Annotated in this window: 22 protein-coding genes; 8 read left to right on the forward strand and 14 right to left on the reverse strand. The window is 68.1% G+C overall.

The genetic code is table 11. The annotated features are described in order from the left end of the window. Nucleotides 1-202: 202 nt before the first annotated feature. Genes AC5P8Z_RS12170 through AC5P8Z_RS12180 form a run of 3 tightly spaced genes read left to right on the forward strand, consistent with a single transcriptional unit; the run spans nucleotide 203 to nucleotide 2,843 of the window. Nucleotides 203-400, forward strand: coding sequence for a zinc-finger domain-containing protein (locus AC5P8Z_RS12170; RefSeq protein ID WP_005410967.1), 198 nt, complete (start codon nucleotides 203-205; stop codon nucleotides 398-400). A gap of 15 nt (nucleotides 401-415) precedes the next feature. Next, the gene (locus AC5P8Z_RS12175; protein WP_286069808.1) at nucleotides 416-1,531 is read left to right on the forward strand and encodes a glycosyltransferase; all 1,116 of its coding nucleotides are present in this window, start codon (nucleotides 416-418) and stop codon (nucleotides 1,529-1,531) included. Beyond that, nucleotides 1,512-2,843: an O-antigen ligase family protein gene (locus AC5P8Z_RS12180; protein WP_495229123.1), complete on the forward strand. Its 1,332-nt coding sequence runs from the start codon at nucleotides 1,512-1,514 to the stop codon at nucleotides 2,841-2,843. The genes AC5P8Z_RS12175 and AC5P8Z_RS12180 overlap by 20 nt, the downstream gene beginning before the upstream one ends. A gap of 99 nt (nucleotides 2,844-2,942) precedes the next feature. Here the strand turns inward: AC5P8Z_RS12180 and AC5P8Z_RS12185 are convergent, their stop codons facing one another. Further along, on the reverse strand, nucleotides 2,943-3,860 hold the full coding sequence (locus AC5P8Z_RS12185; protein ID WP_495229124.1) for an LpxL/LpxP family Kdo(2)-lipid IV(A) lauroyl/palmitoleoyl acyltransferase: 918 nt from the start codon (nucleotides 3,858-3,860) through the stop codon (nucleotides 2,943-2,945). Nucleotides 3,861-3,920: 60 nt separating this feature from the next. Here AC5P8Z_RS12185 and waaA point away from each other — a divergent pair, with 60 nt between their 5' ends. Next, complete coding sequence (waaA, locus tag AC5P8Z_RS12190) at nucleotides 3,921-5,219, forward strand: lipid IV(A) 3-deoxy-D-manno-octulosonic acid transferase (protein WP_495229125.1); 1,299 nt, start codon at nucleotides 3,921-3,923, stop codon at nucleotides 5,217-5,219. Nucleotides 5,220-5,444: 225 nt separating this feature from the next. Further along, entirely contained in the window at nucleotides 5,445-6,671 is a 1,227-nt protein-coding gene (locus tag AC5P8Z_RS12195; RefSeq protein ID WP_495229126.1) for an amino acid transporter, read from the forward strand. A 69-nt stretch (nucleotides 6,672-6,740) separates the two neighbouring features. On the opposite strand, the gene AC5P8Z_RS12200 is transcribed toward AC5P8Z_RS12195, so the two are convergent. The 3 genes from AC5P8Z_RS12200 to AC5P8Z_RS12210 form a co-directional block, all read right to left on the reverse strand. Further along, complete coding sequence (locus AC5P8Z_RS12200; protein ID WP_495229127.1) at nucleotides 6,741-8,099, reverse strand: TolC family outer membrane protein; 1,359 nt, start codon at nucleotides 8,097-8,099, stop codon at nucleotides 6,741-6,743. 16 nt (nucleotides 8,100-8,115) lie between these two features. Continuing rightward, nucleotides 8,116-8,763 carry a protein-L-isoaspartate O-methyltransferase family protein gene (locus tag AC5P8Z_RS12205; RefSeq protein WP_286069802.1) on the reverse strand — a complete coding sequence of 216 codons (648 nt, stop codon included), beginning with the start codon at nucleotides 8,761-8,763 and terminating at the stop codon, nucleotides 8,116-8,118. 140 nt (nucleotides 8,764-8,903) lie between these two features. Then, complete coding sequence (locus tag AC5P8Z_RS12210; RefSeq protein WP_286069800.1) at nucleotides 8,904-9,581, reverse strand: TetR/AcrR family transcriptional regulator; 678 nt, start codon at nucleotides 9,579-9,581, stop codon at nucleotides 8,904-8,906. Nucleotides 9,582-9,698: 117 nt separating this feature from the next. Between AC5P8Z_RS12210 and AC5P8Z_RS12215 the strand changes: the two genes are divergently transcribed. Next, nucleotides 9,699-10,829, forward strand: coding sequence for an efflux RND transporter periplasmic adaptor subunit (locus tag AC5P8Z_RS12215; RefSeq protein WP_495229128.1), 1,131 nt, complete (start codon nucleotides 9,699-9,701; stop codon nucleotides 10,827-10,829). 4 nt (nucleotides 10,830-10,833) lie between these two features. After that, a complete protein-coding gene (locus AC5P8Z_RS12220; RefSeq protein WP_495229129.1) occupies nucleotides 10,834-13,995 on the forward strand; it encodes an efflux RND transporter permease subunit in 3,162 nt (1,053 codons plus the stop codon). A 127-nt stretch (nucleotides 13,996-14,122) separates the two neighbouring features. Here AC5P8Z_RS12220 and AC5P8Z_RS12225 read toward each other — a convergent pair whose 3' ends face one another. Beyond that, complete coding sequence (locus AC5P8Z_RS12225; RefSeq protein WP_495229130.1) at nucleotides 14,123-15,028, reverse strand: LysR family transcriptional regulator; 906 nt, start codon at nucleotides 15,026-15,028, stop codon at nucleotides 14,123-14,125. Between the two features lie 117 nt (nucleotides 15,029-15,145). On the opposite strand from AC5P8Z_RS12225, the gene AC5P8Z_RS12230 reads away from it, so the two are divergent. After that, nucleotides 15,146-15,919, forward strand: a complete 774-nt coding sequence (locus AC5P8Z_RS12230; RefSeq protein ID WP_286069796.1) for an SDR family oxidoreductase — start codon at nucleotides 15,146-15,148, stop codon at nucleotides 15,917-15,919. Between the two features lie 122 nt (nucleotides 15,920-16,041). Here the strand turns inward: AC5P8Z_RS12230 and leuB are convergent, their stop codons facing one another. The 9 genes from leuB to ilvC form a co-directional block, all read right to left on the reverse strand. After that, complete coding sequence (gene leuB / locus AC5P8Z_RS12235; protein WP_286069795.1) at nucleotides 16,042-17,103, reverse strand: 3-isopropylmalate dehydrogenase; 1,062 nt, start codon at nucleotides 17,101-17,103, stop codon at nucleotides 16,042-16,044. Further along, nucleotides 17,093-17,671 carry a 3-isopropylmalate dehydratase small subunit gene (gene leuD / locus AC5P8Z_RS12240; RefSeq protein ID WP_495229131.1) on the reverse strand — a complete coding sequence of 193 codons (579 nt, stop codon included), beginning with the start codon at nucleotides 17,669-17,671 and terminating at the stop codon, nucleotides 17,093-17,095. Before leuD ends, leuB begins: the two co-directional genes overlap by 11 nt. Next, complete coding sequence (leuC, locus tag AC5P8Z_RS12245) at nucleotides 17,671-19,089, reverse strand: 3-isopropylmalate dehydratase large subunit (RefSeq protein WP_478406777.1); 1,419 nt, start codon at nucleotides 19,087-19,089, stop codon at nucleotides 17,671-17,673. The genes leuD and leuC overlap by 1 nt, the downstream gene beginning before the upstream one ends. A 60-nt stretch (nucleotides 19,090-19,149) precedes the next feature. Beyond that, entirely contained in the window at nucleotides 19,150-19,929 is a 780-nt protein-coding gene (locus AC5P8Z_RS12250) for a class I SAM-dependent methyltransferase (RefSeq protein ID WP_495229132.1), read from the reverse strand. Between the two features lie 10 nt (nucleotides 19,930-19,939). After that, on the reverse strand, nucleotides 19,940-21,526 hold the full coding sequence (locus tag AC5P8Z_RS12255) for a 2-isopropylmalate synthase (protein WP_495229133.1): 1,587 nt from the start codon (nucleotides 21,524-21,526) through the stop codon (nucleotides 19,940-19,942). Beyond that, nucleotides 21,523-22,614 carry a threonine dehydratase gene (locus AC5P8Z_RS12260; protein WP_495229134.1) on the reverse strand — a complete coding sequence of 364 codons (1,092 nt, stop codon included), beginning with the start codon at nucleotides 22,612-22,614 and terminating at the stop codon, nucleotides 21,523-21,525. Before AC5P8Z_RS12260 ends, AC5P8Z_RS12255 begins: the two co-directional genes overlap by 4 nt. A 96-nt stretch (nucleotides 22,615-22,710) precedes the next feature. Further along, nucleotides 22,711-22,962 carry an ACT domain-containing protein gene (locus AC5P8Z_RS12265; RefSeq protein ID WP_049428486.1) on the reverse strand — a complete coding sequence of 84 codons (252 nt, stop codon included), beginning with the start codon at nucleotides 22,960-22,962 and terminating at the stop codon, nucleotides 22,711-22,713. Further along, the gene (gene ilvG / locus AC5P8Z_RS12270) at nucleotides 22,946-24,682 is read right to left on the reverse strand and encodes an acetolactate synthase 2 catalytic subunit (protein WP_495229135.1); all 1,737 of its coding nucleotides are present in this window, start codon (nucleotides 24,680-24,682) and stop codon (nucleotides 22,946-22,948) included. Before ilvG ends, AC5P8Z_RS12265 begins: the two co-directional genes overlap by 17 nt. 37 nt (nucleotides 24,683-24,719) lie before the next feature. Continuing rightward, complete coding sequence (gene ilvC / locus AC5P8Z_RS12275; protein WP_295566796.1) at nucleotides 24,720-25,694, reverse strand: ketol-acid reductoisomerase; 975 nt, start codon at nucleotides 25,692-25,694, stop codon at nucleotides 24,720-24,722. Between the last annotated feature and the right edge of the window lie 488 nt (nucleotides 25,695-26,182).

Consider the following 26,182-nt stretch of genomic DNA (forward strand, 5'->3'; position numbering starts at 1 on the left):
TGCAGTAAATATCGCGGTCAGCCGTTTTTCGGCGTGAACCTGCGGGATTGGCCGGGCAATTCCCGTCGATGGCCCGTCTCGCGGTGCCAGCCAATGGCATGGGGAATCGCCCCTGCGCGCCCAAAGACCTGTCGTGGCGCCATGTCCGGGCGGCCCGGATGCTAGAATCACAGGCCTCGCAACCCGTTCATCGACATCCGCCATGAGCCATACCGCCACCGCGCCCGCCAACGCCGAGAAGCGCTACACCGTGCACCGCAGCGATCTTCCGCTGAGCTGCCCGACCCCGGAAATGGCGCTGTGGAACTCGCATCCGCGCGTGTACCTGCCGATCGAAGACGAGCCCAATGGCGAAGCGCAGTGCCCGTACTGCGGTTCCGTGTTCGTGCTGGCCGACTAAGCGGCTGCCCCCTCGATGCGCCGATTGACCGTGGTGCAGTTGCTGCCGGCGCTGCACTCCGGCGGCGTCGAGCGCTCGACCCTGGAAATCGCTGCGGCCCTGGTCGCCGCCGGCCATCGCGCGCTGGTAGTGTCGGCCGGCGGCCGGCTGGTGCAGCCGCTGCTCGATAGCGGTGCCGAGCACCTCACTCTGGACATCGGCCGAAAGTCGCTGCTGACCCTGCGCCATCTGCCGACCCTGCGCCGCCTGTTTGCCGAGGTGGGCGCGGACATCGTGCATGCCCGCTCACGGCTGCCGGCCTGGCTGGGGCTGTACGCGATCCGCGCCCTGCCCGCCGCGCAGCGCCCGCACTGGGTGACCACCGTGCACGGGCTGAATTCGCCCAGCCGCTACAGCGCGGTGATGACCAGCGGTGAACGCGTGATCTGCGTGTCCAACACCGTGCGCGAATACGTGCAGCGGCACTACCCGACCGTGCCCGAACAGACGCTGCAGGTGATCCCGCGTGGCGTCGACGTCGCCCAGTTCCCGCGGGTGGCGCGCGCCGACCGCCGGCCGCGTCTGGCGCTGGCAGCCGATTACCCGTGGCTGGCGCAGGTGGATGGCCCGCTGCTGCTGTTGCCGGGGCGGGGCACCCGCCTGAAGGGCCATGCACATGCGCTGCAGCTGCTGGCCGACGTGCGCGCCGCGGGTGTGCCGGCGCAGCTGTGGATGCTGGGCACCGATGAACCCGGTCGTGAAGCCTACGTGGCCGACCTGCGCCGGCAGGCCGCTGCCTTGGGCGTGACCGACGCCGTGCAGATCAGCACGCCAACCGCGCGCATCGCTCAGGCCTACGCGGCCAGCGATCTGGTACTGCAGCTGTCGGACAAGCCCGAAGCGTTCGGCCGCACCGTGGTCGAGGCGCTGTCGGTGGGCCGCCCGGTGCTGGGCTGGGACCACGGTGGCGTCGGCGAACTGCTGCGGCAGCTGCAGCCCGCAGGTGCCGTGCCGCTGGGCGATGCGCACGCATTGGGTGAACGCGCGCTGGCCCTGCTGGCGCAGCCGCCGTCCTTGCCGACCCGCATCCCGTTTACCCTGCAGGCCATGCAGCGCGATACCCTCCGCCTCTATGCCGACCTCGCCGGCTGACCCTGCCGTCATCGTGCGCGACGACCGCGCCGGACGCTGGGCGCCCTGGTGGGTGCTGGCGTACGTGGCGATGTGGCCGTTGCCGGGCATCGCCGAAACCATTCTCGGTCTTGGCGCGGTCTACGCCGCCGCGCGCATGGTCATGCGCCGACTGCAGCGTCGTCCGCATCTGTTGAGCACGGCAGCCTGGGCACTGACCTCGATCCTGTTCCTCGGCTACTGGCTGCCGCAGGCGTTTTCCGCGTTCGATGCGATCGATCCGGCGGCGTCGTGGACCAAAGCGGCCGCCGGTCTGCGCTATCTGCCCTTCATGTGGCTGGTGGCGATCGCGGTGGCCACACCGGAACGGCGACGGCTGACCTTCGGTGGCCTGGCGCTGATCACTGGCGCCTGGACGCTGGATGCACTGGTGCAGGCCGTGGCCGGTACCAGCCCATGGTTCTGGTCACTGGAACAGCTGAAGCTGGCAGTGAGCGGCCATGCCCTGTGCCCGGCCGACGAGGCCGCCGTGGCCGACCGGCTCAGTGGCGCGCTGGGACCCTGCAACCTGAAGTTCGGCCAGGTGCTGGCCAGCCTGTCGCCGTTCCTGTTGCTGCCCGTGGCGCGCCGCTTCGGCAACGTCGGCTGGCTGCTTGCGGCTGCTGCGCTGGGCAGCGTGCTGCTGCTGGCCGGTTCGCGGGCCTCGTGGATCACCTTCGCGCTGGTGCTGGCCTACAGCGGCGTGCGCCAGTTCGGCTGGAAACGGCTGGCCGTGCTGGCGCTGGTGGCGGTGCTCGGCGCGGGCGCGCTGACCGCCAGCGTGCCACAGCTGCGCGAACGCTTCGCACGCACGGCGATGGCCTGGGATGAGGGCGAGCGGAGTGTCGACCAGGCATTGTCCGGGCGCGCGCGGATCTGGGAAGCCGCGGCGTGCATGATCGAGGAACACCCGATCAACGGTGTGGGCGCACGTGGCTTCCGCGACGCCTATCCGGGCTGCGTGGCCGATGAAGGCCCCGCGGTGTGGGGCACTGCCCCTGCGCTGCACGCCCACCAGATCGTGCTGGAAATCCTGGCCGAAACCGGTGTGCTCGGCCTGCTGCTGTGGTTGGCGGCGGTGGCCCAGGCCTGGCGGGCCTGGCGTTATGCGCCGGCGGCTGCGCGTGATCGCGCCCGCCCGGCGATGCTGGCGCTGGCGGTGACCGTGTTTCCGCTCAACACCCACCTGGCCTTCTATTCGGCGTTCTGGGGCGGCCTGACCGTGCTGCTGGCCGCACTGTTCGCCGGCAGCCTGCTGGCGCGGGACGCGGATGACACACCGACGGAGACGTAACGGCACATCCGCGCATGGCGTGGCCCTAGCGCCCGTGCCAATCGAACATTGCCAGGGTGAATCCACGCCATGCGTGGATGACGCCCCCCGGTCCCACCGTTACTTGTAGAAATCGCTCCGCCCACCCGGCTGCCGCTTGAAGCGGCGGTGGATCCACAGGTACTGGTCGGGGGCCTCGCGCACCATCTCTTCGATGGCCTGGTTGACCCGCGTGGTATCGGCTTCCACATCCTCGCTGGGGAAATTCTCCAGCGGTGCACCGATCTTCAGGAAGTACTTCCCGCCTTCGCGGCGATGGAAATACGGGATCACCGCGCAGCCGGTCATCCGCGCCAGCTGGTGGGTGGCGGTGATGGTTGACGCCGTGTGCCCGAAGAACGGCACGAACACGATGTCCTTGCCGCGCATGTCCTGGTCCGGCGCATACCAGAGGAACCCGCCCTTTTTCAGGTGGCGCACGGTGGCACGGATGTCCTCGTTGGCGAACATCGCCTTGGCATAGCGCAGGCGACCGAACTTCACCGCCCACTCGTACACCGGGTTCTTGTGCTTGCGGTACATGCCCGAAAGATCAACGTGGTCGCACAGCAGGCGGCCGCACATTTCCAGGGTCATGAAGTGACCCGACACCAGCAGCACGCCACGGCCCTCGGCCTGCATCTGCCGCAGGTGTTCCAGCCCTTCGATCTGCACCTGCGGGCGGATGCTGTCGATGCTGCCCCACCAGGCGCGGATGCACTCGAACACGCCCACGCCCAGCGCATCGAAGCTGTCGCGCACCAGGCGCTGGCGCCAGGCCTCGTCCTTTTCGGGGAAGCACAGCTGCAGGTTGACCTCGGCGGCGCGGCGGCGGCTGCCCAGCAGGCGCCAGGTGATCCAGCCAACGCCCCGGCCCAGTGCGCGCTGCAGCATCCATGGCAGGCGGGCGATGGCGAAGGCGCCGAACATGGCGGCGAACATCGGCCAGTTGCGGGGATCGCGCAGCGACGGGCGGACGGCAGTGGTGGCATCGGACATTGCCCCATTCTACCAAGGCGGCCGCGTGTCTTTCCCGGGGGGCTCCCGTATCCTTGCCGCATGCGTAAAGACCCTGTCGAATGGATCCTGCGCGGCCTGTACTCGGTCGTGCTCTACATCCTGCTGCCGATCACCGTGTACCACCTGGTCTGGCGCGGCTTCCGGGTCCGTGAATACTTCCGGCGCTGGGACGAACGTTACGCCTCCTATCCGCAGCCGACCGGGCAGCCCCGGGTCTGGCTGCACGCGGTTTCGGTGGGCGAGGTCAACGCCGCCGCGCCGCTGGTGAACGCCCTGCGCAAGCAGCGCCCGGACATCCGCTGGGTCATCACCACCATCACCCCGACCGGTTCTGAGCGGGTACGTGCGCTGTGGGGCGACGCGCTGGACCATGTCTACCTGCCGTATGACGTGCCCGGCAGCGTCAACCGCTTCCTCGGCCACTTCCAGCCCAGCCTTGCGCTGATCCTGGAAACCGAACTGTGGCCGAACATGCTGTTCGGCTGCCGTGACCGTGGCATTCCGGTCTATATCCTCAACGCACGGCTGTCGGCACGTTCGCTGCGTGGCTACCGGCTGCTGGCGGCGCTGATCCGCCGCGCGCTGCGCACGGTGACCTGCGTGGCCGCGCAGTCGCAGGACGATGCCGACCGTTTCGTGCAGCTGGGCGCTGCGCCCGAGCAGGTGCAGGCGCTGGGCAACCTGAAGTTCGACATCGCCACGCCGGAGGTTCAGGACTTCGTCGAGCAGTTCCATGCCCGGGTGCCCGTCGGGCGAGCGGTGTGGATCGCCGCCAGCACCCATGATGGCGAGGAGCAGGCGGTGATCGACCTGCACCGGCGGCTGCGCCAGCAGCATCCGGATCTGTTGCTGTTGTGGGCGCCGCGCCACCCGGAGCGTTTCCCGAAGGTGGAGGCACTGGCGCGCGAGCAGGGCTGGAACGTGGCGACGAGGCGCGCGAAGCAGTGGCCGGACACGGACACCGACGTGTTCGTCATCGACACCCTGGGCGAGCTGATGCCGTTCTATGCGTGTGCGCAGGTGGCGTTCGTCGGTGGCAGCCTGCAGCCCATCGGCGGCCACAACCTGCTGGAGCCGGCAGCCATGGGCACCGCCGCGGTGACTGGTCCGCACCTGCACAACTTCTCCGAGATATCACGGCGCATGCGCGAAGCCGGGGCCCTGCTGATCGGCGAGAACGCGCAGGCGGTCGGCGACCTGCTGCAGCACCTGCTGGATGACCCGCAGGTACGCGAGGACATGGCGCGCGCGGGCTGCACCCTGGTCAGCAACGGCCGCGGCGCATTGCAGCGCACGCTGGCCCTGGTGGCACCGCATCTGCCGCCGCCCCGCAGCTGAGTCCACGGGCCGCACAAGCCTGCGGTCAAGCCGTCGACTGACGTGATCGACTGCATCAATTCTGCTTAGCGAGCGTATTCCTGTCGCGACAGGACCGGGCGCGCGCCATCGGGCGTGTCTGCGGTCACACCGCGGCGTGCGCGGCACCGAATCTGATACCGCCCCTTGGCGCAGGCTGCCAGCCTGCTGTCGACCGCGCTTGGACGGATATCAAGGGAGCTTGCGATGGATGGCGACAGCAGGCCGGAGGGCATCGATGATGTCCGGCCCGGCATGGATCATCTTGCGGTGGTGGCGCTGACCCTGCTGTTGGGGAGCAATGTGATCGCGCTGGTCGGCCAGCACACGGCGGCCGAGGCCGGGCCGGCCATCGTGCTGAGCCTGTTGCTGGCCGCGCTGGGTGCGATGCCGCTGCTGTATTGCCTGCATGCCCTGAGCCGGCAGCTGCCGGCTGCCGATGGCCTGCACGGAGTGTTGCGGGCGCGCTGGGGCCGGGTATCCGCCGGTCTGCTCGGCGGCGCGCTGCTGTTGGAACTGGTGGCGACCCTGGGGGGCGTGGCGCAGTCCCTGGCCCGTCATCTGCGCGCGCTGCTCGCCTGTTGCGACATCGATGCGGGCATCGCGGTGCCGGATCCGCTGATGGCCAGCCTCGCACTGCTTCTGATCGGTGTGGTCGGGTGGCTGCCGCCACGAGGTGCGGCTCTGGCGGCGTGTGCGCTGCTGACGGTGAAGCTCGGCACCGGTCTGCTGCTGGTGGCGCTGGCAGCCCGCCACGTGCAGTACGCGCATTGGATTCCCTGGCTGCCGGAGGCAACGGCACCCTATCGCTTCGGGCCCGGCGGGGTACTGGCAGCGAGCGTGCCGCTGCTGGGGGTGTTCGCCACCGTTGGCCTGGCACTTGGGTTTCCTGGCATGGACGGGCAGGCGAGGGCGCGACAGTCGCTGCTGCTGCCGGGTGTGCTGCTGCTGGCCATGCTGTTGCTGATCGTGGTTGCTGCCTTGCAGGCAGGTCTGGTCGAGTTCCCGGCATTGGGCAGCACGCGACCGCTGTCGGTAGCGCTTCAACAGCACCCGCAACTGCATTGGATGATGCCGTTGCTGCCGCTGGCCGGCGCAGCCGGATTGGCCGCGCTGCTGCTGGTCCTGCTGCGGGTGGCCATGTGCCTGGCGATGCAGCTGTGGACCGCGCTCCGCGAAGAAGCATTCGGCATGCGTGCGCGGACGGTGCCGGTCGCGTTGGTCCTGTCAGCGGCGCTGCTGGCGTTGGGCGTTCCTGTGGGCATCCTGCCGGTGCTGCCCGGCCCGGTCGTGCTGCTGGTGATGGCGGCCCTGTGCCTGGCCGTACTGCGCGGACAGTCACCGGTGGCAGGTGCCCGCGCGGTGCTGGCGCTTGTGGCCGCCGCACTCTGCCTGTTGGCTGCCGTGGCGCGGGTGCTGGCGTGGCCCGGCTGAGGGCCGTGCAGCGCCCACGAAAAAAGCCACCCTTGCGGGTGGCTTCTTCGTTGCCGGCAGGCTGACGACTCAGTGCGTGGTCGTGGCCGGGTTGCCCGCGTCCTGGGTCAGCAGGCGGTTGATGTCCTGCAGCTCGGCCACGTCCAGCGCACCCAGCGACTGGCTCAGCAGGAGGCGGTTCTGCAGGAAGGTGTAGCGTGCCTGGGCGTAGTCCAGCTGCGCCGAGAACAGGATGCGCTGGTTCTGGATCACGTCCAGCACGGTACGGGTACCGACTTCCAGGCCGACCTGCGAGGCGTCGTAGGCGCTCTGTGCCGAGACCACCGCCAGGCGGCGCGCTTCCACTTCGCTGATGCCCTGTACCAGGGTCTGGTAGGCATTGCGGGTGTTGCGGTCCAGGGCACGCTTCTGCTGCTCGTAGCCGTCCTGGGCGATGTCACGCTGGGCCAACGCCTGGCGCACGCCGGACTGGGTGGCACCGCCGGCGAAGATCGGCACGCTCAGGGTCAGGCCGATGCTGTTGGTGCGTGCATCCGGCGACAGCGAGCCGGCACCGGTGCTGTCACCCCAGGTGGCGGACTTGCCCCAGCTTCCGCCCAGCGACAGGGTGGGGTAATGACCACCCCGGGCGGCCTGCACGCCGGCTTCGGCCGCGCTGACCTTCAGTTCCTGCGCCTTCAGCGCCGGATTCTGGGTGGTGGCCTGGTGCACCAGCTCGTCGATGTTGCCGCGGTTGGCCGGCACTTCCGGACGGAAGTCGGCCGGCAGGCCGCGCAGGTTGACCACCGGCTGGCCGGTCAGTTCGGTCAGGGCCTGGTAGTTATCGGCCAGGGTGTTCTGTGCCACGATGGTGTTGGCGCGTGCCTGGTCGTACTGGGCGCGGGCTTCGTGCACGTCGGTGATCGGCGCCAGGCCCACTTCCAGGCGCTTGTCGGCGAAGTCGAACTGCTTCTTCGCGGCCGCTTCATTGGTCTGTGCGGCGTTCAGCGATTCGATCGCCACCAGCACGTTGAAGTAAGCCGCCGAGGTGCGCACGATCAGGCTGTCGTTGGCCGAATCGAGGGTGAAATCCGCCGCCTTGCTCAGCTCACGCTGCGAGCGCAGGTTGTTGATCTGGGTCCAGTTGAACAGCGTCTGGCTGCCATCGATCGTGTAGGTGCGGCGCTTGCTGGTGAACGAGCCCGAATTGGCATCGGCGTTGGGCTCGCTGCGGGTGCGGTTCAGCGTGGCCTGGCCGTTGATCTGCGGCAGCAGGGCGGCGCGCGCCTGCACGGCACCTTCCTTGTCGACCAGCCGGGTCGATTCGGCGGCGGACAGCTGCGGATCGCCGTTGCGCGCCATCTCGTAGGCCTGCAGCAGGTCGGCGGCATGGGCGGACAACGGCAGCAGGGCAGTGGCCAGCGCAACAGCGAGGGATCGGCGGATCATTGCGGCTTCCTTGGACTCAGAGGTGGAACTGGGGTGCCGGGGCGGCACCGCGCAGGTAATCGATATCGGTCTCGAACAGGGATTCGGTGCTGCCGTCGGCCTTGACCAGCAGGGCCTCCATCGCCGGCGAGCGGCCGTGGATCACGAACAGGCGACCCCCCGGACGCAGCCACGAGGCGAACTGTGACGGCACCACGTCGACGGCACCAGTGACACAGATCACGTCAAAGCGGCGTTCGGTCTGCCAGGAGAGGGCGTCGGCCACGTCCACGCGGACGTTGGTGCCCAGGCCGGAGGCGTCCAGGCGGGCACGCGCGGCGGCGGCCAGCTCCGGGTCGATCTCCAGGCTCAGCACGTCGCGCGCCAGCGCGCCGATGCAGGCGGACAGGAAGCCGCTGCCGGTGCCGATTTCCAGCACTTCGTCACCCGGCTGCAGATCCAGTGCCTGCAGGGTACGGCCCTCGATGACCGGCTTCATCATCTTCTGCCCGTTGCCGATCGGCAGTTCGACATCGGCGTAGGCCAGCGCACGGTGTGCATCGGCGACAAAGGCCTCGCGCGGCAGGCGGGCCAGGACGTCGAGCACCTTGATGTCCAGCACGTCCCAGGGACGGATCTGCTGTTCCACCATCAGTTCGCGGGCGTGGGCGTAATCAATCGTCATGAGGTTCAAATCCAGCGCAGTGGGCCGGCCATTTTACCGGTGCCGGAGGCCGGCGGCGCGCCCAGAGCATCAGCTGCCGGGGGGCCGGGGTCGCAGTGCCGGAAGTCATCGCGACCTCCGGTTCATTCAGGTTTGCCGTTTCAGCCGGTTCCCGCCCCTCGTGGCGCATAGGCGCGCAGGAAGAAGTCGATGCTGGCGGTCACATGGGCAAGAGGATCGCATTCCACCGGTGACAGTGGCATTCCGCACATCATATGCATGTGCACTTCGCCCTTCACCAGGGTCAGGAACTGCTGGCCAGCCAGGGAGTAGTCGGGGATCGCCAGCTCGCCGCGTTCGCCACGGGCGCGCAGGAAGTCGGCCAGGGCCTCGCAGGTGCGTTCCGGACCGGCCCGCCAGAACAGCTCGCGCAGGCGTTCGTCGGTCTCCGGCGCCATCATCATGCGCTGGATCGAGATCGCCGCATCGGAGGTGATCAGCTCGAAGAAGGCCAGGCCGATGCCGATCAGCTGGTCGCGCAGCGGGCCGTCCGCGTCGGCCACGAACAGGGCGTCGGGCAGCATTTCAATGCACTTGGACTGCACGGCCTCGGAAAACAGGGTTTCCTTGTCGCCGAAGTGGCTGTACACGGTCAGCTTCGAGACGCCGGCCTGGGCGGCAATGGCGTCCATGCTCACGCCGGTATAGCCCTGTTCGATGAACAGGGCCTTGGCTGCTTCAAGGATCGCCGCGCGCTTGCCCAGATCCTTGGGGCGCCCGGGTCCGGCGGCCTTGGCAGCAGGCTTGGCCGACGGCTTGCGGGAAGTGGAAGAACTCATCGCAACAATACTAGACCAAGCGGTTCGATATTTATACTATACCGGCCGGTTTATTAAATCGGGCCGGCAGTCGCGGCTCCCCCTTGTTGCAACCCTGCGTTTTCAGGACGTTGACCGATGAAGATCGTGCGCTGGATGGGCGGTATGGTGTGGGTGGCTGCGCTGGCAGCCTGTTCGGGACAGGAGCAGGCGCCGCAGGCGGCCGTGCCGGTACTGGTGGTTCACCCCGGCGAACAGGCCGGTCAGGCGCCGGCGGCGTTCCCGGGTACCGTGCGTGCCCGCCAGGAAAGCCCGCTGTCGTTCCGCGTCGGCGGCAACCTGGTCAAGCGCCATGTCGATGCTGGCCAGCGGGTGAAGAAGGGCGACGTGCTGGCCGAACTGGACGTGGCCGACTTCGCGCTTCAGGCGCGTGCCTCGCAGGCCCAGCTGGCGGCGGCGGAAGCCGACCTGGTGCGCGCCCGTGACGATCTCAAGCGCTACCAGGTGCTGGCCGACCAGCAACTGGTCAGCCGCTCGCAGCTGGACCAGCAGTCCGCGGCGTTCAAGGCTGCGCAGGGCCAGGCCAATGCCGCCCGTGCCAACCTTGATGTGCTGCGCAACCAGGCCGACTACGCACAACTGCGCGCACCGGCCGATGGCGTGATCGCCAGCCGCGAGGCCGAGGCCGGGCAGGTGGTGTCCGCCGGGCAGACCATCTTCAACCTGGCCGCCGACGGTGGCCGCGAAGTGCTGATCGACCTGCCCGAAGCCACCATCCGCGACTACGCAGTGGGCCAGCCGGTCGAGGTGGAGCTGTGGAACCGCCCGGGCCAGCGCTTGCCGGGCACGATCCGTGAGATCGCCGCCGCCGCCGATCCGCAGGCACGCACTTATGCCACCCGCGTCAGCCTGGCCGCCGATGCGCTGGCCGATGTAGAACTGGGCCAGAGCGCGCGCGTCTACAGCAGCGCCGGCCGCCACGGCACCCTGCAGCTGCCGCTGGGCGCACTGCAGCGCGGTGCCAACGGTACCGCCAGCGTGTGGGTGGTCGATCCGGCCAACAGCACGCTGAAGGCTGCATCGGTCACCATCGGTGCCTATGGCAGCGAATCGGTGCCGGTGCTGTCGGGCGTCGGTGCCGGTGACTGGGTGGTCGCCGCCGGTGGCCACCTGCTGCGCGCCGGCCAACCGGTGATTGCGGTGGACCGGCAGAACCGCCCGGTGCTGAAGCCGGCCGCGCCGGCTGCCGCCGCCAAGGCCAAGGAGTAAGCCGGTGCGCCGCTTCAATCTTTCCGAATGGGCGCTGGCCAATCGTCCGCTGGTGTTGTTTGCGATGCTCGCCTTCGCCCTCATCGGCGCGTGGTCGTACAAGCACCTGGGCCAGTCCGAAGACCCGCCGTTCACCTTCAAGGCGATGGTGGTGCGCACGCTGTGGCCGGGCGCCACCGCCGAGCAGGTCTCTCGGCAGGTGACCGAGCCGATCGAGAAGGCGCTGATGAACACCGGCGAGTACGAGTTCATCCGCTCGTACTCGCGCCCGGGCGAATCGCAGGTCATCTTCATGGCCCGCGACAGCCTGCGTTCCAGGCAGATTCCTGACCTGTGGTACCAGGTGCGCAAGCGCGTGGGCGATATCCGCGCGACGCTGCCGCGTGAGATCGTCGGTCCGTTCTTCAACGACGAGTTCGGCGACACCTACGGCAACATCTACGCGCTGACCGGCAAAGGCTTCGACTACGCGGTGATGCGTGACTACGCCGACCGCATCCAGCTGGAACTGCAGCGCGTGCCCGACGTCGGCAAGATCGACCTGGTCGGCCTGCAGGACGAGAAGGTGTGGATCGAGCTGTCCAACACCCGGCTGGCCACGCTGGGCGTGTCGATGCAGCAGGTACAGCAGGCACTGGCCGACCAGAACGCGGTGACCGGCACCAGCTTTTTCGAGACCGCCACCGATCGCGTGCAGCTGCGCGTGACCGGCCAGTTCAATGACATCGAAGCGATCCGCCAGTTCCCGATCCGCGCCGGTGAGCGCACCGTGCACCTGGGCGACATCGCCGAGGTCAAGCGCGGCTTTGCCGATCCCGCGTCGCCGAAGATGCGCTTCATGGGTGAGGAGGCGATTGGCCTGGCGGTGGCGATGAAGGATGGCGGTGACATCCTCAAACTCGGCGCCAACCTGGATGCCGAGTTCGAGCGCCTGCAGAAGACCCTGCCGGCGGGCATGCAGCTGCGCAAGGTGTCCGACCAGCCGCAGTCGGTGGAAGAGTCGGTCGGCGAGTTCGTGCAGGTACTGACCGAGGCGGTGGTGATCGTGCTGCTGGTCAGCTTCTTCTCGCTGGGCCTGCGCACTGGCCTGGTGGTGGGCGTGACCATTCCGCTGGTGCTGGCGATGACGTTCTTCGTCATGCACTACTTCGACATCGGCCTGCACAAGATCTCGCTGGGTGCGCTGGTGCTGGCGCTGGGCCTGCTGGTGGACGATGCGATCATCGCGGTGGAGATGATGGCCACCAAGATGGAGCAGGGGTATGACCGCCTGCGCGCGGCCAGCTTTGCCTGGGAATCAACTGCGTTCCCGATGCTGACCGGTACCCTGATCACCGCGGCAGGCTTCCTGCCCATTGCAACGGCGGCATCGAGTACCGGTGAATACACCCGCTCGCTGTTCCAGGTGGTGACCATCGCGCTGGTGGTGTCGTGGATCGCAGCGGTGCTGTTCATCCCGTACCTGGGCGACAAGATGCTGCCGGACCTGTTCAATCCGCAGCCGCCGAAGCCGGGCAGCCTGCCTGCGCGCTGGCACGCCAAGCGCCAGCAGTGGGCCGACCGTTACCCGGCGCTGGCCAATCTGATCGCGCCGCCGCAGCACGGGCATGACCATGACCCGTACCAGCGCCCGTTCTATCGCAGCTTCCGCCGCTTCCTCGATACCTGCCTGCGCCATCGCTGGTGGGTGATCGCAGCGACCATCGCGTTGTTCATCGGTTCGCTGATGCTGTTCCGCTTCGTGCCGCAGCAGTTCTTCCCGGATTCGACCCGGCCGGAACTGATGGTGGACATCGAGCTGGCCGAGGGCGCGTCGCTGCGCTCGACCCAGGCCCAGGCCGAGAAGCTGGAGAAACTGCTGTCCAGCCGCGAGGGCATCGCCAACTATGTGTCCTACGTGGGCACCGGTTCGCCGCGCTTCTACCTGCCGCTGGACCAGCAGCTGCCAGCCACCAACTTCGCCCAGTTCGTGGTGCTGGCCAAGGACATCAAATCGCGCGAAAGCACCCGCGACTGGCTGCTGCACGAGGTGATCCCGAAGTTCCCGGACGTGCAGATGCGCGTGACCCGCCTGGAGAACGGCCCGCCGGTCGGCTATCCGGTGCAGATGCGCATTTCCGGCGAGCACATCGAGAAGGTGCAGGCGATCGCACGCCAGGTCGAGGCCAAGGTGCGCGGGAACCCGCACGTGATGAACGTCAACCTGGACTGGAGTGAGCCGAGCAAGGTGGTGCGGCTGGTGATCGACCAGGAGCGTGCCCGCGCGCTGGGCGTAAGCAGCGCACAGGTCAGCCAGTTCCTGTCCAGTTCGCTGGCCGGGCAGTCGGTGAGCGTGTATCGCGAAGGCAACCGCCAGATCGAGATGCTGCTGCGTGGCCCGGCCGACGAGCGCAACCAGCTGGAGCTGCTGTCGAGCCTGTCGATGCCCACCACCAACGGCGGCAGCATCACGCTGTCGCAGGTGGCGACGATGGAGTACGGCTTCGAGGACGGCATCATCTGGCACCGCAACCGCCTGCCGACGGTGACCGTGCGCGCCGACATCAGCGATGGCATGCAGCCGCTGGACGTGGTGCACCAGATCCTGCCGACGCTGGACGGCATCCGTGCCGAGCTGCCCAGCGGCTACCTGCTGGAAACCGGCGGTACTGTGGAGGATTCGGCGCGAGGCCAGGACTCGATCAAGGCCGGCATGCCGCTGTTCCTGGTGGTGGTGGCCACGCTGCTGATGCTGCAGCTGCGCAGCTTCTCGCGCGCGGCGATGGTGCTGGTGACCGCGCCGTTGGGCATCATCGGTGCGACGTCGTTCCTGCTGCTGTTCCGCGCGCCATTCGGTTTCGTGGCACTGCTGGGCACGATTGCGCTGGCGGGCATGATCATGCGCAACTCGGTGATCCTGATCGACCAGATCCAGCAGGACATCGATGCCGGGCATGACCGTTGGCATTCGATCATCGACGCCACCGTGCGCCGCTTCCGCCCGATCGTGCTGACCGCGCTGGCGGCCGTGCTGGCGATGATTCCGCTGTCGCGCAGTGCGTTCTACGGCTCGATGGCGATCTCGATCATGGGCGGGCTGATCGTGGGCACGGTGCTGACCCTGGTGTTCCTGCCGGCGCTGTACGCGGCGTGGTTCCGGGTGAAGCCGGACGAAGCCGGGGCGTAATACCCGACCGGGGTCGGATCCCTTTCCCTCGGGGAAAGGGCTCTGGCCCCACCCATGCCGGTTGGTCCCTTCCCGGGGGGGCCGACCTTGGTGGGCACGGGGGCATCCCGCCACGCATGGCGTGGATCTACTTCAATTGCAGGCCGGTTCGCAGCACCGGTAGCAGCCACTCCAGAAATACCTGCACACGTTGCGCACGGTGCTGCCGATGCGGCTGCAGCAGGGTTACCGGCAACGGCTGCGCCACATGCTGCGGCATCACCTCCACCAACGCGCCTGACTGCAGTTCGACCTGCACGTCGTAACGCGGAATCTGCAGCAGCCCCAGCCCGGCCACGCAGCACGCGATCGACGCTTCTGCGCTGTTCACCCGCACCCAGCCAGGCATCGGCAATGTGCGCAGCTGGCCGCCCTCCTGCCACTCCCACGGTTCCACCCGCGCGGTGGTCGGCGACGCATAGTTCACCGCACGGTGCTGCTGCAGGTCGGCAGGCTGCTGCGGTATGCCGTGTTCGCGCAGGTATGCCGGCGCTGCAACGTTGACGAAATCCAGCTGCCCCAGCGTGCGCGCCACCAGGCTGGAGTCACCCAGCTGGCCGACCCGCAGCACGGCATCGCAGCCGTCTTCGATCAGGTTCACCGCGCGGTCGGTCATGCCCAGGTCCACTTCCACCTGCGGGTAGTGGGCGAAGAAGTCGGGCAGGGCCGGGGCGATGATGCGGCGGCCGATGCGGCTGGGCACGTCGATCTTCAGCAGGCCCATCGGCTGCGCATCGTCCTGCCGGAACAGCGTTTCGGCGTCCTCGACTTCGGCGATCAGGCGCAGGCAGCGCGCATGGAACACATCGCCGTCGTGGGTGGTGGAGACGCGGCGGGTCGAGCGCTGCAGCAGGCGGGTGCCGAGCCGCTGCTCCAGGTCCGCCACCGCCGCCGAGACGGTTGAGCGGGGCAGACCGAGCTGATCCGCGGCGCGGGTGAAGCTGGCGCACTCCACCACCCGGGTGAAGATGCGGAAGCGATCGATCCGGTCCATTGTTCGCTGGCTCTGGAAAGTCAAGTCAATGTGGCGGGCTTTATCCGCCTTTTCTGCACGATATCGTCGTCAGGGCAGGGTTGCCACCCCGGGCAGCCCCCTTCCGAGACCTAGGCCATGACCGACCATTCCCTCAAGGGCAAGACCGTGCTGATTGCCGGTGGCGCCAAGAATCTGGGCGGACTGATCGCCCGCGACTTCGCCGCACAAGGCGCCAGGGCCATCGTGGTTCACTACAACAGTGCCGCCACCCACGCCGATGCAGAGGCGACCGTCGCTGCGGTGCAGGCCACCGGCAGCAAGGCGGTGGCCCTGCAGGGCGACCTGACGTCGGCGGCAGCGATGGAGCGCCTGTTCGCCGACGCCGTGGCCGCAGTCGGTCGTCCTGACATCGCCATCAACACGGTGGGCAAGGTATTGAAGAAGCCGCTGCTGGAGATCAGTGAGGCCGAGTACGACGAGATGAGCGCGGTCAACGCCAAGGCGGCGTTCTTCTTCCTCAAGGAAGCCGGCCGTCACGTCAACGACGGTGGCCGCATCTGCACCCTGGTCACCTCATTGCTGGGTGCCTACACGCCGTTCTACTCCAGCTACGCCGGCACCAAGGCGCCGGTGGAGCACTTCACCCGCGCGGCGTCGAAGGAGTTTGGCGAGCGCGGCATCTCGGTGACCGCGATCGGCCCCGGTCCGATGGACACGCCGTTCTTCTACCCGGCAGAGAGTGCCGACGCGCAGGCGTACCACAAGACCGCGGCGGCGCTGTCCGCATTCACCCGCACCGGCCTGACCGATATCGCCGATATCGTGCCGTGGATCCGATTCCTGGTGACCGATGGCTGGTGGATGACCGGGCAGACGATTCTGGTCAATGGTGGGTACACCACCAAGTAAGGCAGCCACGCATGGCGTGGCTGCCTCCTACCTGGCTGCCTGCTATCTGTAGCGTCGAGCCATGCTCGACTGCTGTTGAATGAGCCGAGCATGGCTCGGCTCTACAGGCGTTGCCCGACGGGTCAGCGCAGCTTGGCCAGCACCGCGTCGGTGGCTGCAGCGGTGCTCACGGCCTGGCCCTTGGCGGCCAGGTCGGCGGTGAACACCCCATCGTCCAGCACCGCATGCACGGCGGCTTCCACTGCGGCCGCTTCGGCCTCCAATCCCAGCGAGTGGCGCAGCAGCATCGCCGCGCTGAAGATCGTTGCGTACGGATTGGCGATGCCCTTGCCGGCGATGTCCGGTGCCGAACCATGGATCGGTTCGTAGATGCCGACCGCACCCGGCTCGCCCAGCGAAGCCGACGGCAGCAGGCCCAGCGAGCCGGCCAGCATCGAGGCTTCGTCGGTGAGGATGTCGCCGAACATGTTCTCGGTCACGATCACGTCGTACTCGCGCGGCTTGGCGAGCAGGTGCATGGCCATCGAATCGACCAGCTGGTGCTCCAGGGCAACGTCCGGGAACTCCTCGCGGCCGATGCGCGCGGCCACATCACGCCACAGGCGCGAGGTTTCCAGCACGTTGGCCTTGTCCACCGAGGTGACCTTGCCGCGACGCTGCTGCGCCAGGCGGAAGGCGCTGCGCAGCACGCGCTCGATCTCGGCCACGCTGTAGCGGCACAGGTCGCTGGCGCTGCCGGCATCGCGGGTCTTGTCGCCGAAGTAGATGCCGCCGGTCAGTTCGCGCACCACCACGAAGTCCACGCCCTGCAGCAGCTCGGCCTTGATCGGCGACGCGTGCAGTGCGGCCTCGTGGGTGCGCACCGGGCGCAGGTTGGCGTACAGGCCCAGCGCCTTGCGGATCGCCAGCAGGCCCTGTTCGGGGCGCACCTTGGCGTTCGGGTCGGACCACTTCGGGCCGCCGACCGCGCCCAGCAGTACCGCATGGGCGGCCTGGCAGGCGGCCAGGGTCGACGCCGGCAGCGGCTCGCCATGGCGGTCGATGGCGATGCCACCGATATCGTGCTCGCTGAACGTGAAGGTGTGGTTGAAGCGTCCGGCGACGGACTTCAGTACAGCAACCGCGGCGGCGGCCACTTCCGGGCCGATGCCATCACCGGGCAGGACAACAATTTCAGCGTGCATGCTCACTCTCGTAACGTTCGATTTCAGGGACACGGCCCAACAGATAACCCAATTGGTCGACACCTTCCAGCAGGCAGGTCTGCGAGAAGCCATCCAGCGGGAAGGAATACACCCGGCCATCGGGCGTGCGCAGCTCGCGCGCCGCCACGTCGATGGTCAGTTCATCGTCCGGGCGCTGCATCAGCACCTGCACGTCGGCCTCGTCCAGCACGATCGGCAGCAGGCCGTTCTTCAGCGCGTTGCCGCGGAAGATGTCGGCGATCTCGCTGCTGACGATGGCGCGCAGGCCGAGGTCGGTCAGCGCCCACGGCGCATGCTCGCGCGAGGAGCCGCAGCCGAAGTTGCGGCCGGCCAGCAGGATGCTGCGGCCGGCGTTGTGCGGCTGGCTGAAGGCGAAGTCGGTCACCGGCGATCCGTCGGCCTGCCAGCGCCAGTCATTGAAGGCGTTGCGGCCCAGGCCGGCGCGTTCGGTGGTGGACAGGAACCGCGCCGGGATGATCTGGTCGGTGTCGATGTTGGTCTGGCGCAGCACCACACTGGCCGAGGTCAGGGTACGGAAACCGGCCATCACGCCACCTCCTGTGCGAACAGTTCGCGGGTATCGGCAACGTGCCCGTTCACAGCGGCCCACGCCGCGCTCATCGGCGACGCCAGCAGCGTGCGCGAACCGGGGCCCTGGCGGCCTTCGAAATTGCGGTTGCTGGTGCTCACGGCCAGCTGGCCGGGCGCGACCAGATCGCCGTTCATGGCGATGCACATCGAGCAGCCCGGCTCGCGCCACTCGGCACCGGCCGCGCGCACGATTTCGTGGATGCCTTCGGCTTCGGCCTCGCGCTTGACGATCTCCGAGCCCGGCACCACCAGCATGCGCACGCGGTCAGCGACGCGGCGGCCGCGCAGGACCTGCGCGACTTCGCGCATGTCGCTCAGGCGGCCATTGGTGCACGAACCGACGAACACCACGTCCACCGGCGTACCGGCCAGCGCCTTGCCGGCCTGGAAGTGCATGTAGTCCAGGCCCTTCTGTGCAGCGGCATCGTTGGCCGCCGGAATCGGCGCGTCCACGGCGATGGCCGTGCCCGGATGCGTGCCCCAGGTCAGGGTCGGGCGGATGTCGGCGGCGTCGATGCGGACTTCGCTGTCGAAGCGTGCGCCGTCATCGCTGCGCAGCTGCTGCCAGCGTGCGACGGCGGCGTCGAAGTCGGCGCCCTTGGGGCCACGCGGCGTGCGGGCCACGAAGTCGAAGGTGACCTGGTCCGGCGCCACCATGCCGGCACGCGCGCCGGCTTCGATCGACATGTTGCACAGCGTCATGCGCTGTTCCATGTCCATCGCTTCGATGGTGCTGCCACGGAACTCGATGACGTGGCCGGTGCCACCGTTGACGCCGATCACGCCGATGATGTGCAGCACCACGTCCTTGGCACCGACGCCCGGCGCCAGCGGGCCATCAACGGTGATCGCGAAGGTCTTGGCCTTGCGCTGCAGCAGGCACTGCGTGGCCAGTACGTGGCCGACTTCGCTGGTGCCGATGCCAAAGGCCAGCGAACCGAACGCACCATGGGTGGAGGTGTGACTGTCGCCGCAGACGATGGTCATGCCCGGCTGGGTGAAGCCCTGTTCCGGCGCGATCACGTGGACGATGCCGCGGTTGTCCGAGGCCATGTCGAACAGCTCGATGCCATGCTCGGCGCAGTTGCGCGCCAGCGTGGCGACCTGTGCCTCGGAGGCGGCGCTGGCGTAGGGCAGCGTGCCGTCGGCGGCGGCTGGCAGGGTCGGCGTGGAGTGATCCATCGTCGCCTTGGTGCGGTCCGGCCGGCGTGGCGACAGGCCGCGTTCGCGCAGCTCGGTGAACGCCTGCGGCGAGGTGACCTCGTGGATCAGGTGCAGGTCGATGTACAGCACGGCGGGCGCGCTGTCGGATTCGGGAACCACCACGTGGGCGTCCCACAGTTTGTCGTACAGGGTGCGGGGTGCGGAAGTCATGCGTGTGCCTGGCGGAAGTACGAAATAGCGGACATCAGGAAAGATAGCGAAAAGGTCATGTCAGCGGCGGCGGGCGAGGACCCGCAGCCGCACATAGTCGGCCAGCGGCTGGCCGGCGGTGTTGCGCGGCAGATCGGCCAGCAGTGCAGCGGCGGCGTCGCGCACAGTGGCGCGGACCTCACTGGTCAGGTCGTCCAGCAGCGGCGCGGCGAAGACGCGCAGCCAGCCGGCCACGCCGGTCGGCAGCGCCGTCGGGCGCGGCGTGCATTCGATCAGCTGCACCTGGAAGCCATGCTGGCGCAGGCGGCCGGCGTAGGCATCGGCCGTCGGGAAGTACCACTGGAAGGCGCTGGCGCCATGGCCGTGGGCCACGCGTGCGGCTTGCAGCGCGGCGATGATCGTGGCCACGTTGCCATGGCCGCCGAACTCGGCGACGAAGCGGCCGCCGGGGCGCAATGCGCGACGCACGCCTTCCAGAACGCGGTCGGGGTTGCTCATCCAATGCAGCGCGGCGTTGCTGAACACCGCATCGAATTCACTGTCGAAGGCCAGCGCGTGGCCGTCCATCACCTGCGCATCGACGCCGCGCGCGCGGGCGGCGATCACCAGTTCCGGCGAGGCATCCACGCCGTGGATGCGCGCACCGCTCAGCGCCAGCTCGGTGCTGAGTACGCCATCGCCACAGCCCAGGTCGAGGATGCGCTCACCGGCGCGCGGATCGAGCAGGCGCGCCACCGCGCCGCCGAGCAGCGGCACGAAGCCGGCATCGATCGCATAGTCTTGGGCGTTCCACTGCTGGCCAGCGGCGCTGGTCGGGGTGGGAGTGTCGAAGGCGCTCATCTCGGGTTCCTCAGGCGGTGGCAGGGGTGGGAACGTCGGTGCTGCTGTGGGCGGCGGCCTGGCGCTGGCGCAGCAGGCGGTTGGCAACATCCAGCCAGGCCAGCGCGGAGGCTTCGATGATGTCCTTGCTGGTGCCGGTGCCGTCGAACTCCACGCCCTCGTGGCGCACGCTCAGGTTGGCTTCGCCACGCGCATCGGCGCCGATGCCGACGCTGTGCACGTGGTAGCTGTCCAGCATCAGCTGCACGCCGGTGGCGGCCGACAGCGCGCCGAACAGGGCATCGACCGGGCCGTCGCCCTGGGCGGTTTCGGCCACGCGGTTGCCGTCCGGGTCGGACAGTTCGACCAGCGCATTGGCACGGCTGCCGACATCGCTGATGGTCATCGAGGCCAGGCGGTAGCCCTGTGCATTGGAGCCGCCCTGCATCAGCGTCTGCAGGTCGGCATCGGTGACCACGCGCTGCTGCTCGCACAAGCCCTTGAACTGCTCGAACACCAGCTTCAGTTCCTCTTCGTCCAGCCAGAAACCCAGCGCGCGCAGGCGCGCTTCGACGGCGGCGCGACCGCTGTGGCGGCCCAGCACCATCTGTGAGTCCTCCCAGCCCACGTCTTCCGGACGCATGATTTCGTAGGTGCCGCGATGGCGCAGCATGCCGTGCTGGTGGATGCCCGATTCGTGGGCGAAGGCATTGGCGCCGACGATGGCCTTGTTGCGCTGTACCGGCATGCCGACCAGGCGCTGCAGCAGCTGCGAGGTGCCGACGATGCGCGGGGTGTTGATCGAACTGTCCTGCTCGTAGAAGGCCTGGCGCACCTTCAGCACCATGGCGATCTCTTCCAGCGAGCAGTTGCCGGCACGTTCACCGATGCCGTTGATGGTGCACTCGACCTGGCGAGCACCGCCTTCGATGGCGGCCAGCGAGTTGGCCACGGCCAGCCCCAGGTCGTTGTGGCAATGCGCACTGAAGATCACGTTGGCGGCATTCGGCACGTCGGCGACGCCGGCGATGACCTGCTGGAACATCGCGCGGATCTCTTCCGGCGTGGTGAAGCCGACGGTGTCGGGCAGGTTGATGGTGGTGGCGCCGGCGGCAATCGCCACGCGCGAAACTTCGATCAGGTAGTCCAGCTCGGTACGTGTGGCGTCCTCGGCTGAGAATTCGACATCGTCGATGTAGGAACGCGCCAGTGCTACGTGCTTGCGTACCGACTCCAGTACCTGCTCGCGGGTCATGCGCAGCTTGTGCTCGCGGTGCAGCGGGCTGGTCGACAGGAACACATGCAAGCGTGGATTGGCAGCCGCTTCCAGCGCACGTGCGGAAGTTTCAATGTCGGCCTGCAGGCAGCGCGACAGCACCGCCAGGCTCAGGCTCGGGCGGCGCAGTTCGCGGCCGATCAGTGCCATTGCCTCGCGGTCGGACTGTGAGCTGGCCGGGAAGCCGGTCTCGATGATGTCCACGCCCAGTTCGTCCAGCGCACGCGCCATCACCAGCTTCTGCGGCGGGCTCATGCTGCAGCCGGGGGACTGCTCGCCGTCACGCAGGGTGGTGTCGAAGATGCGGATGCGCGGGGTGGTAATTCGTTCGATGGTGGTCACAGGGAAATCTCCTCGACAGCGGGCGTTGCGGCTTGCAGGTGGGAAGGGGAAGAGGTGGGGGAGGGCGGCGCGGTGGCCTTGGCAGGCGAGCGGGGTGTTTCGCTGCGCCGTCGCCGCGGTTTGCGTGGCGGGCGCGGCCGGATGTCGGTGAGCAGGCCGGCCAGCACGCCGGCGTCGATGTTGCCGCCGGACACCACCGCGCACTTGCGGCGGCCGGCGACGCGGCGGCCGGCCGCCAGCGCCAGCGCGCCGGCGCCCTCGGCGATGATGTGTTCTTCCAGCGCCAGCCGCACCAGGGTTTCGCGCAGCTCGGCTTCGCGCACGATCACCACGTCGTCCAGCAGCGAGGTGCACAGGCGGCGGGTCAGGAAGCCGGGGATCTTCACCCGCACGCCATCGGCCAGCGAGGCGACGGGGGCGATCTCACGGACATCGCCACGGATCGCGCGCGCCATCGAGTCAACGCCTTCCACCTGTGCACCAACCACGCGCACGCCCTGTGATTTCAGCGCCAGGGCCACGCCGGAGGCCAGACCACCGCCGCCGATCGGCACGATCACCACGTCAGGGGCATGCGCGGCCAGCTCGATGCCGACCGTGCCCTGGCCGGCGATCACGTCGGCATCATCGAACGCGGACAGGAAGCGGTAGCCGTGGCGCTGCGCCAGTTCAACCGCGAAGGCGTAGGCCTCGTCGTAGCTGTTGCCGTGCTGGCGCACGGTGGCGCCCCAGTGGGCGACGCCTGCGATCTTGGTCGCCGGCGCGCCATGCGGCATCACCGTGATGGCCGGCACGTCCAGACGGTAGGCTGCCCAGGCCACGCCTTGGGCGTGGTTGCCGGCCGATGCGCAGATCACCGGCCGGCTGTCGCCGCGCTCGCGGCCGGCCAGCAGAGCGTTCAATGCGCCGCGTACCTTGTAGGAACCGGTGCGCTGCAGGTTCTCCAGCTTCAGCCAGGTGCCGAAACGCTCGGCATGGTGCAGCGGGGTCGGCGGCAGGAAGCGGCGCAGGCGGGCCTGCGCGGCCAGGACGTCGGCGACGCTTACGTCGCCGACATCGCTTTCCTGGCTGGCATCAGCGGCCGGCATGGGCCACCAGCGCGCTGCGGTCGAGCGCCGCATGCGGGCACGGGCGCCGAAGAAGACGCCTCCGTACCGGCACCGTGGTCGCTACGGTACGGGTGTTCATGGCGATACTCCTTCCACGGCGGTGACCTGCACGGACACGCAGTCGTAGATCTTCTCGATCTGCCGGCACAGCGTTTCCGCCGGGCGCTGGCCATCCACCACCAGCTGCAGGTGCCAGCGGCCATCGTCGGCGGCCACCGGCGCGCCGCTGATCGCGCGCGGCGCGAAGCCGCGACGCTCGGCCATGCCGATCACGCGCAGCAGCGCGCCTTCGGCCGGGTGCAGCACCAGGTCAAGCCGGTAGTGCATTGGGGGTCTCCTGGCGGGCATGGGCGGGGTTGCTTTCCAGCATCGTGCTGTTGGCGGTGTTGGGCGGCACCAGCGGCCACACGTTGGCGCGTGCATCGATGGCCACGTGCAGCAGTGCCGGGCCCGGTTCGGCCAGCAGCGCGGCCAGTCCACCCTCGACGTCATCACGCGCGTCGATGCGGGTGGCGGCGATGCCGAACACCTTGGCCAGGGCCACGAAGTCCGGGTTGTCGGACAGGTCGATCTCGCTGTAGCGCTCGGCGAAGAACAGTTCCTGCCACTGCCGCACCATGCCCAGCGAACTGTTGTCCAGCAGCACGATTTTCACCGGCAGGCGACAGCGGGCGATGGTGGCCAGCTCCTGCACGTTCATCATGAAGCTGCCATCGCCGGAGACCAGCACCACGGTACGGTCGGGGCAGGCGAACTGCGCGCCCATCGCAGCCGGCAGGCCGAAGCCCATGGTGCCCAGCGCGCCACTGGTCAGGTGGTTGCGTGGGTGGTTGAAGCGGCAGTGCTGCGCCACCCACATCTGGTGCTGGCCAACGTCGCAGGCGATCACCGCATCGGCCGGCGCCAGTTCGCTCAGACGCTTCAGCAGGGCCGGCGCGTAGATGTGCTGGCCGGGTGCGTCGTAGCGGGCCGCGAAGCGATCACGATGCTGGGCGCAGCGCTTGCGCCATGCGTCCTGGTGGGCCTGGGGGGAGGGGAAGGCCGCACGCAGGGCGCGGATGGCATGGCTGACATTGCCCGGCACCGCGACATCGGCGCTGCGCAGCTTGGAGATCTCGTAGGCGTCGGCGTCGATGTGGACCACGCGGGCGAACGGCGCGAACTCCGCCAGCTTGCCGGTGGCACGGTCATCAAAGCGCGCGCCCAGCACCAGCAGCAGGTCGCTTTCCTGCACGGCCATGTTGGCCGCGCGGGTGCCGTGCATGCCCAGCATGCCCAGCGACTGCGGGTGGTTGGCCGGCAGGGCCCCCAGTCCACGCAGGGTCATCACTGTGGGAATCGCGCTGGCTTCGACGAAGTCGCGCAGGTCCTGCACCGCGTCACCCAGCGCGATGCCGCCACCGGCGTAGACCACCGGCTTCTCTGCTGCCGCCAGCGCCGCAATGGCCTCGGCGATGGCCGCGTCGGCCGGTGCCGGCGGTGGTTCGACGCTGCTCGGCAGGTGCACCGGCAGATGGCTGGCATCGGCCAGCTGCACGTCCTTGGGCAGGTCGATCAGCACCGGGCCGGGGCGGCCCTCGCGGGCGATGCGGAAGGCATCGGCCACCACGCGCGGCAGATCATCGACGCTGCGCACCAGCCAGCTATGCTTGACGATCGGCATCGTCAGGCCGAACACATCCAGCTCCTGGAAGGCGTCGGTGCCCAGCAGCGGCGTGCCGACCTGGCCGGTGATGCAGACCATCGGCACCGAATCCAGCATGGCATCGGCAATGCCGGTGACCAGGTTCGACGCGCCCGGGCCGGAGGTGGCCACGCAGACGCCGACCTGGCCGCTGGCGCGGGCGAAGCCATTGGCCGCCAGTGCTGCGCCCTGCTCGTGGCGCACCAGGATGTGCTTCAGCGACGAATCCACCAGCGCGTCGTAGAACGGCATGATGGTGCCGCCGGGATAGCCGAACAGCGTGCGGACACCTTCGGCCTCCAGCGCCTGGGTCAGCCAGCGCGCGCCGTTGGGCGGCGCGCTGCGGTGTGTGGGAGAGTTCATGGGGGAACCTTGCAGAGCGGGTGGGGATGCCGCGTTGTTACGCGGCTTGACCTTGCAACCAGACCATCTTGGCGCGCAGTTCCTTGCCTACCTTCTCGATCGGGTGTTCCAGGTCGGCCTGCTTGAACTTGTTGTAGTTCGGCAGGCCCGCTTCGTACTCGGCCACCCAGTTCTTAGTGAAGGTGCCGTCCTGGATGTCCTTCAGGACCTCCTTCATGCGCTCCTTGGTGCCGGCGTCGATCACGCGCGGGCCGCTGACGTAGTCACCGTACTGGGCGGTCTCGGAGATGAATTCCAGCATGCGCGAGATGCCGCCTTCGTAGAACAGGTCCACGATCAGCTTCAGTTCGTGCAGCACTTCGTAGTAGGCGATCTCTGGCTGGTAACCGGCTTCGACCAGGGTCTCGAAACCGGCCTGCACCAGCGCCGAGGCACCGCCGCACAGCACGGCCTGCTCGCCGAACAGATCGGTCTCGGTCTCTTCCTTGAAGGTGGTCTGGATCAGGTTGGCGCGGGCACCGCCGAGGCCACCGGCATAGGCCAGGGCGTAGTCGGCGGCCTTGCCGCTCTTGTCCTGGTAGACCGCCCAGATGCACGGCACGCCGCGGCCGATTTCATACTCGCGGCGCACCAGCGCGCCAGGGCCCTTCGGTGCAACCAGCACCACGTCGAGGTCGTCGCGCGGCTTGATCATGTCGAAATGAACGTTCAGGCCGTGCGCGAACAACAGCACCGCACCCTGCTTCATGTTCGGCGCCAGCACGTCGTCGTACAGCTTCTTCTGCACCATGTCCGGGGTCAGCACGGCGACCAGGTCGGCATCCTTCACTGCATCGGCAGGGGCCTTGACGGTGAAGCCATCGGCCTGCGCCTTGACCTCGGTGGGGCCGCCCGGGCGCAGGCCTACCACCACGTCGAAACCGGATTCGCGCAGGTTCAGTGCGTGGGCGCGGCCCTGGCTGCCGTAGCCGATGACGGCGATCTTGGTCTGGGGCAGGTCGTTGGTGCTCATGGGGGAGGTTCCTTGCGGTGGGAAGAAAAAAGAACGGCCGGTCGTCGAGGTGACGTGCCGGCCGGTCAGGGGAAAGCGGTGGGGGAGGCGCCATGCATCGCACACGGACACCCGCCACGGGGTGCCGTGGTGGTGTGGGTCCGGGTTTTGAAGGTGGCGGTGTGCATGGTGGTTGCGTCTGAAACCAGGTCCTGAAATGAAAAAACCCGCACCGGGGCGGGTGCGGGTTTTGATGAGTTCCGGTGTATTTGTTGCTTACACGCTGGCTCGTCCCGCACCTGTTGGCTGGGTAATAAGTACGAGCACAAGAATCGAACGCAGCGAGGCGGCGCCGGTGTCGGCGGCTTCGATGTGGGTTCGCGGTGGCGTGTTGTGATGCAACATGTGATCGAGAGAAACACAGCCATTTCGGCGGTGTCAACCCTGGCGGCAGATTTTTTATCGGTTTCCGCTGCATCCAGCGCAATCGCTTGTGGCACAAGGATGGT

The sequence above is a fragment of the Stenotrophomonas sp. YJH_SMC_17 genome (assembly GCF_059371655.1).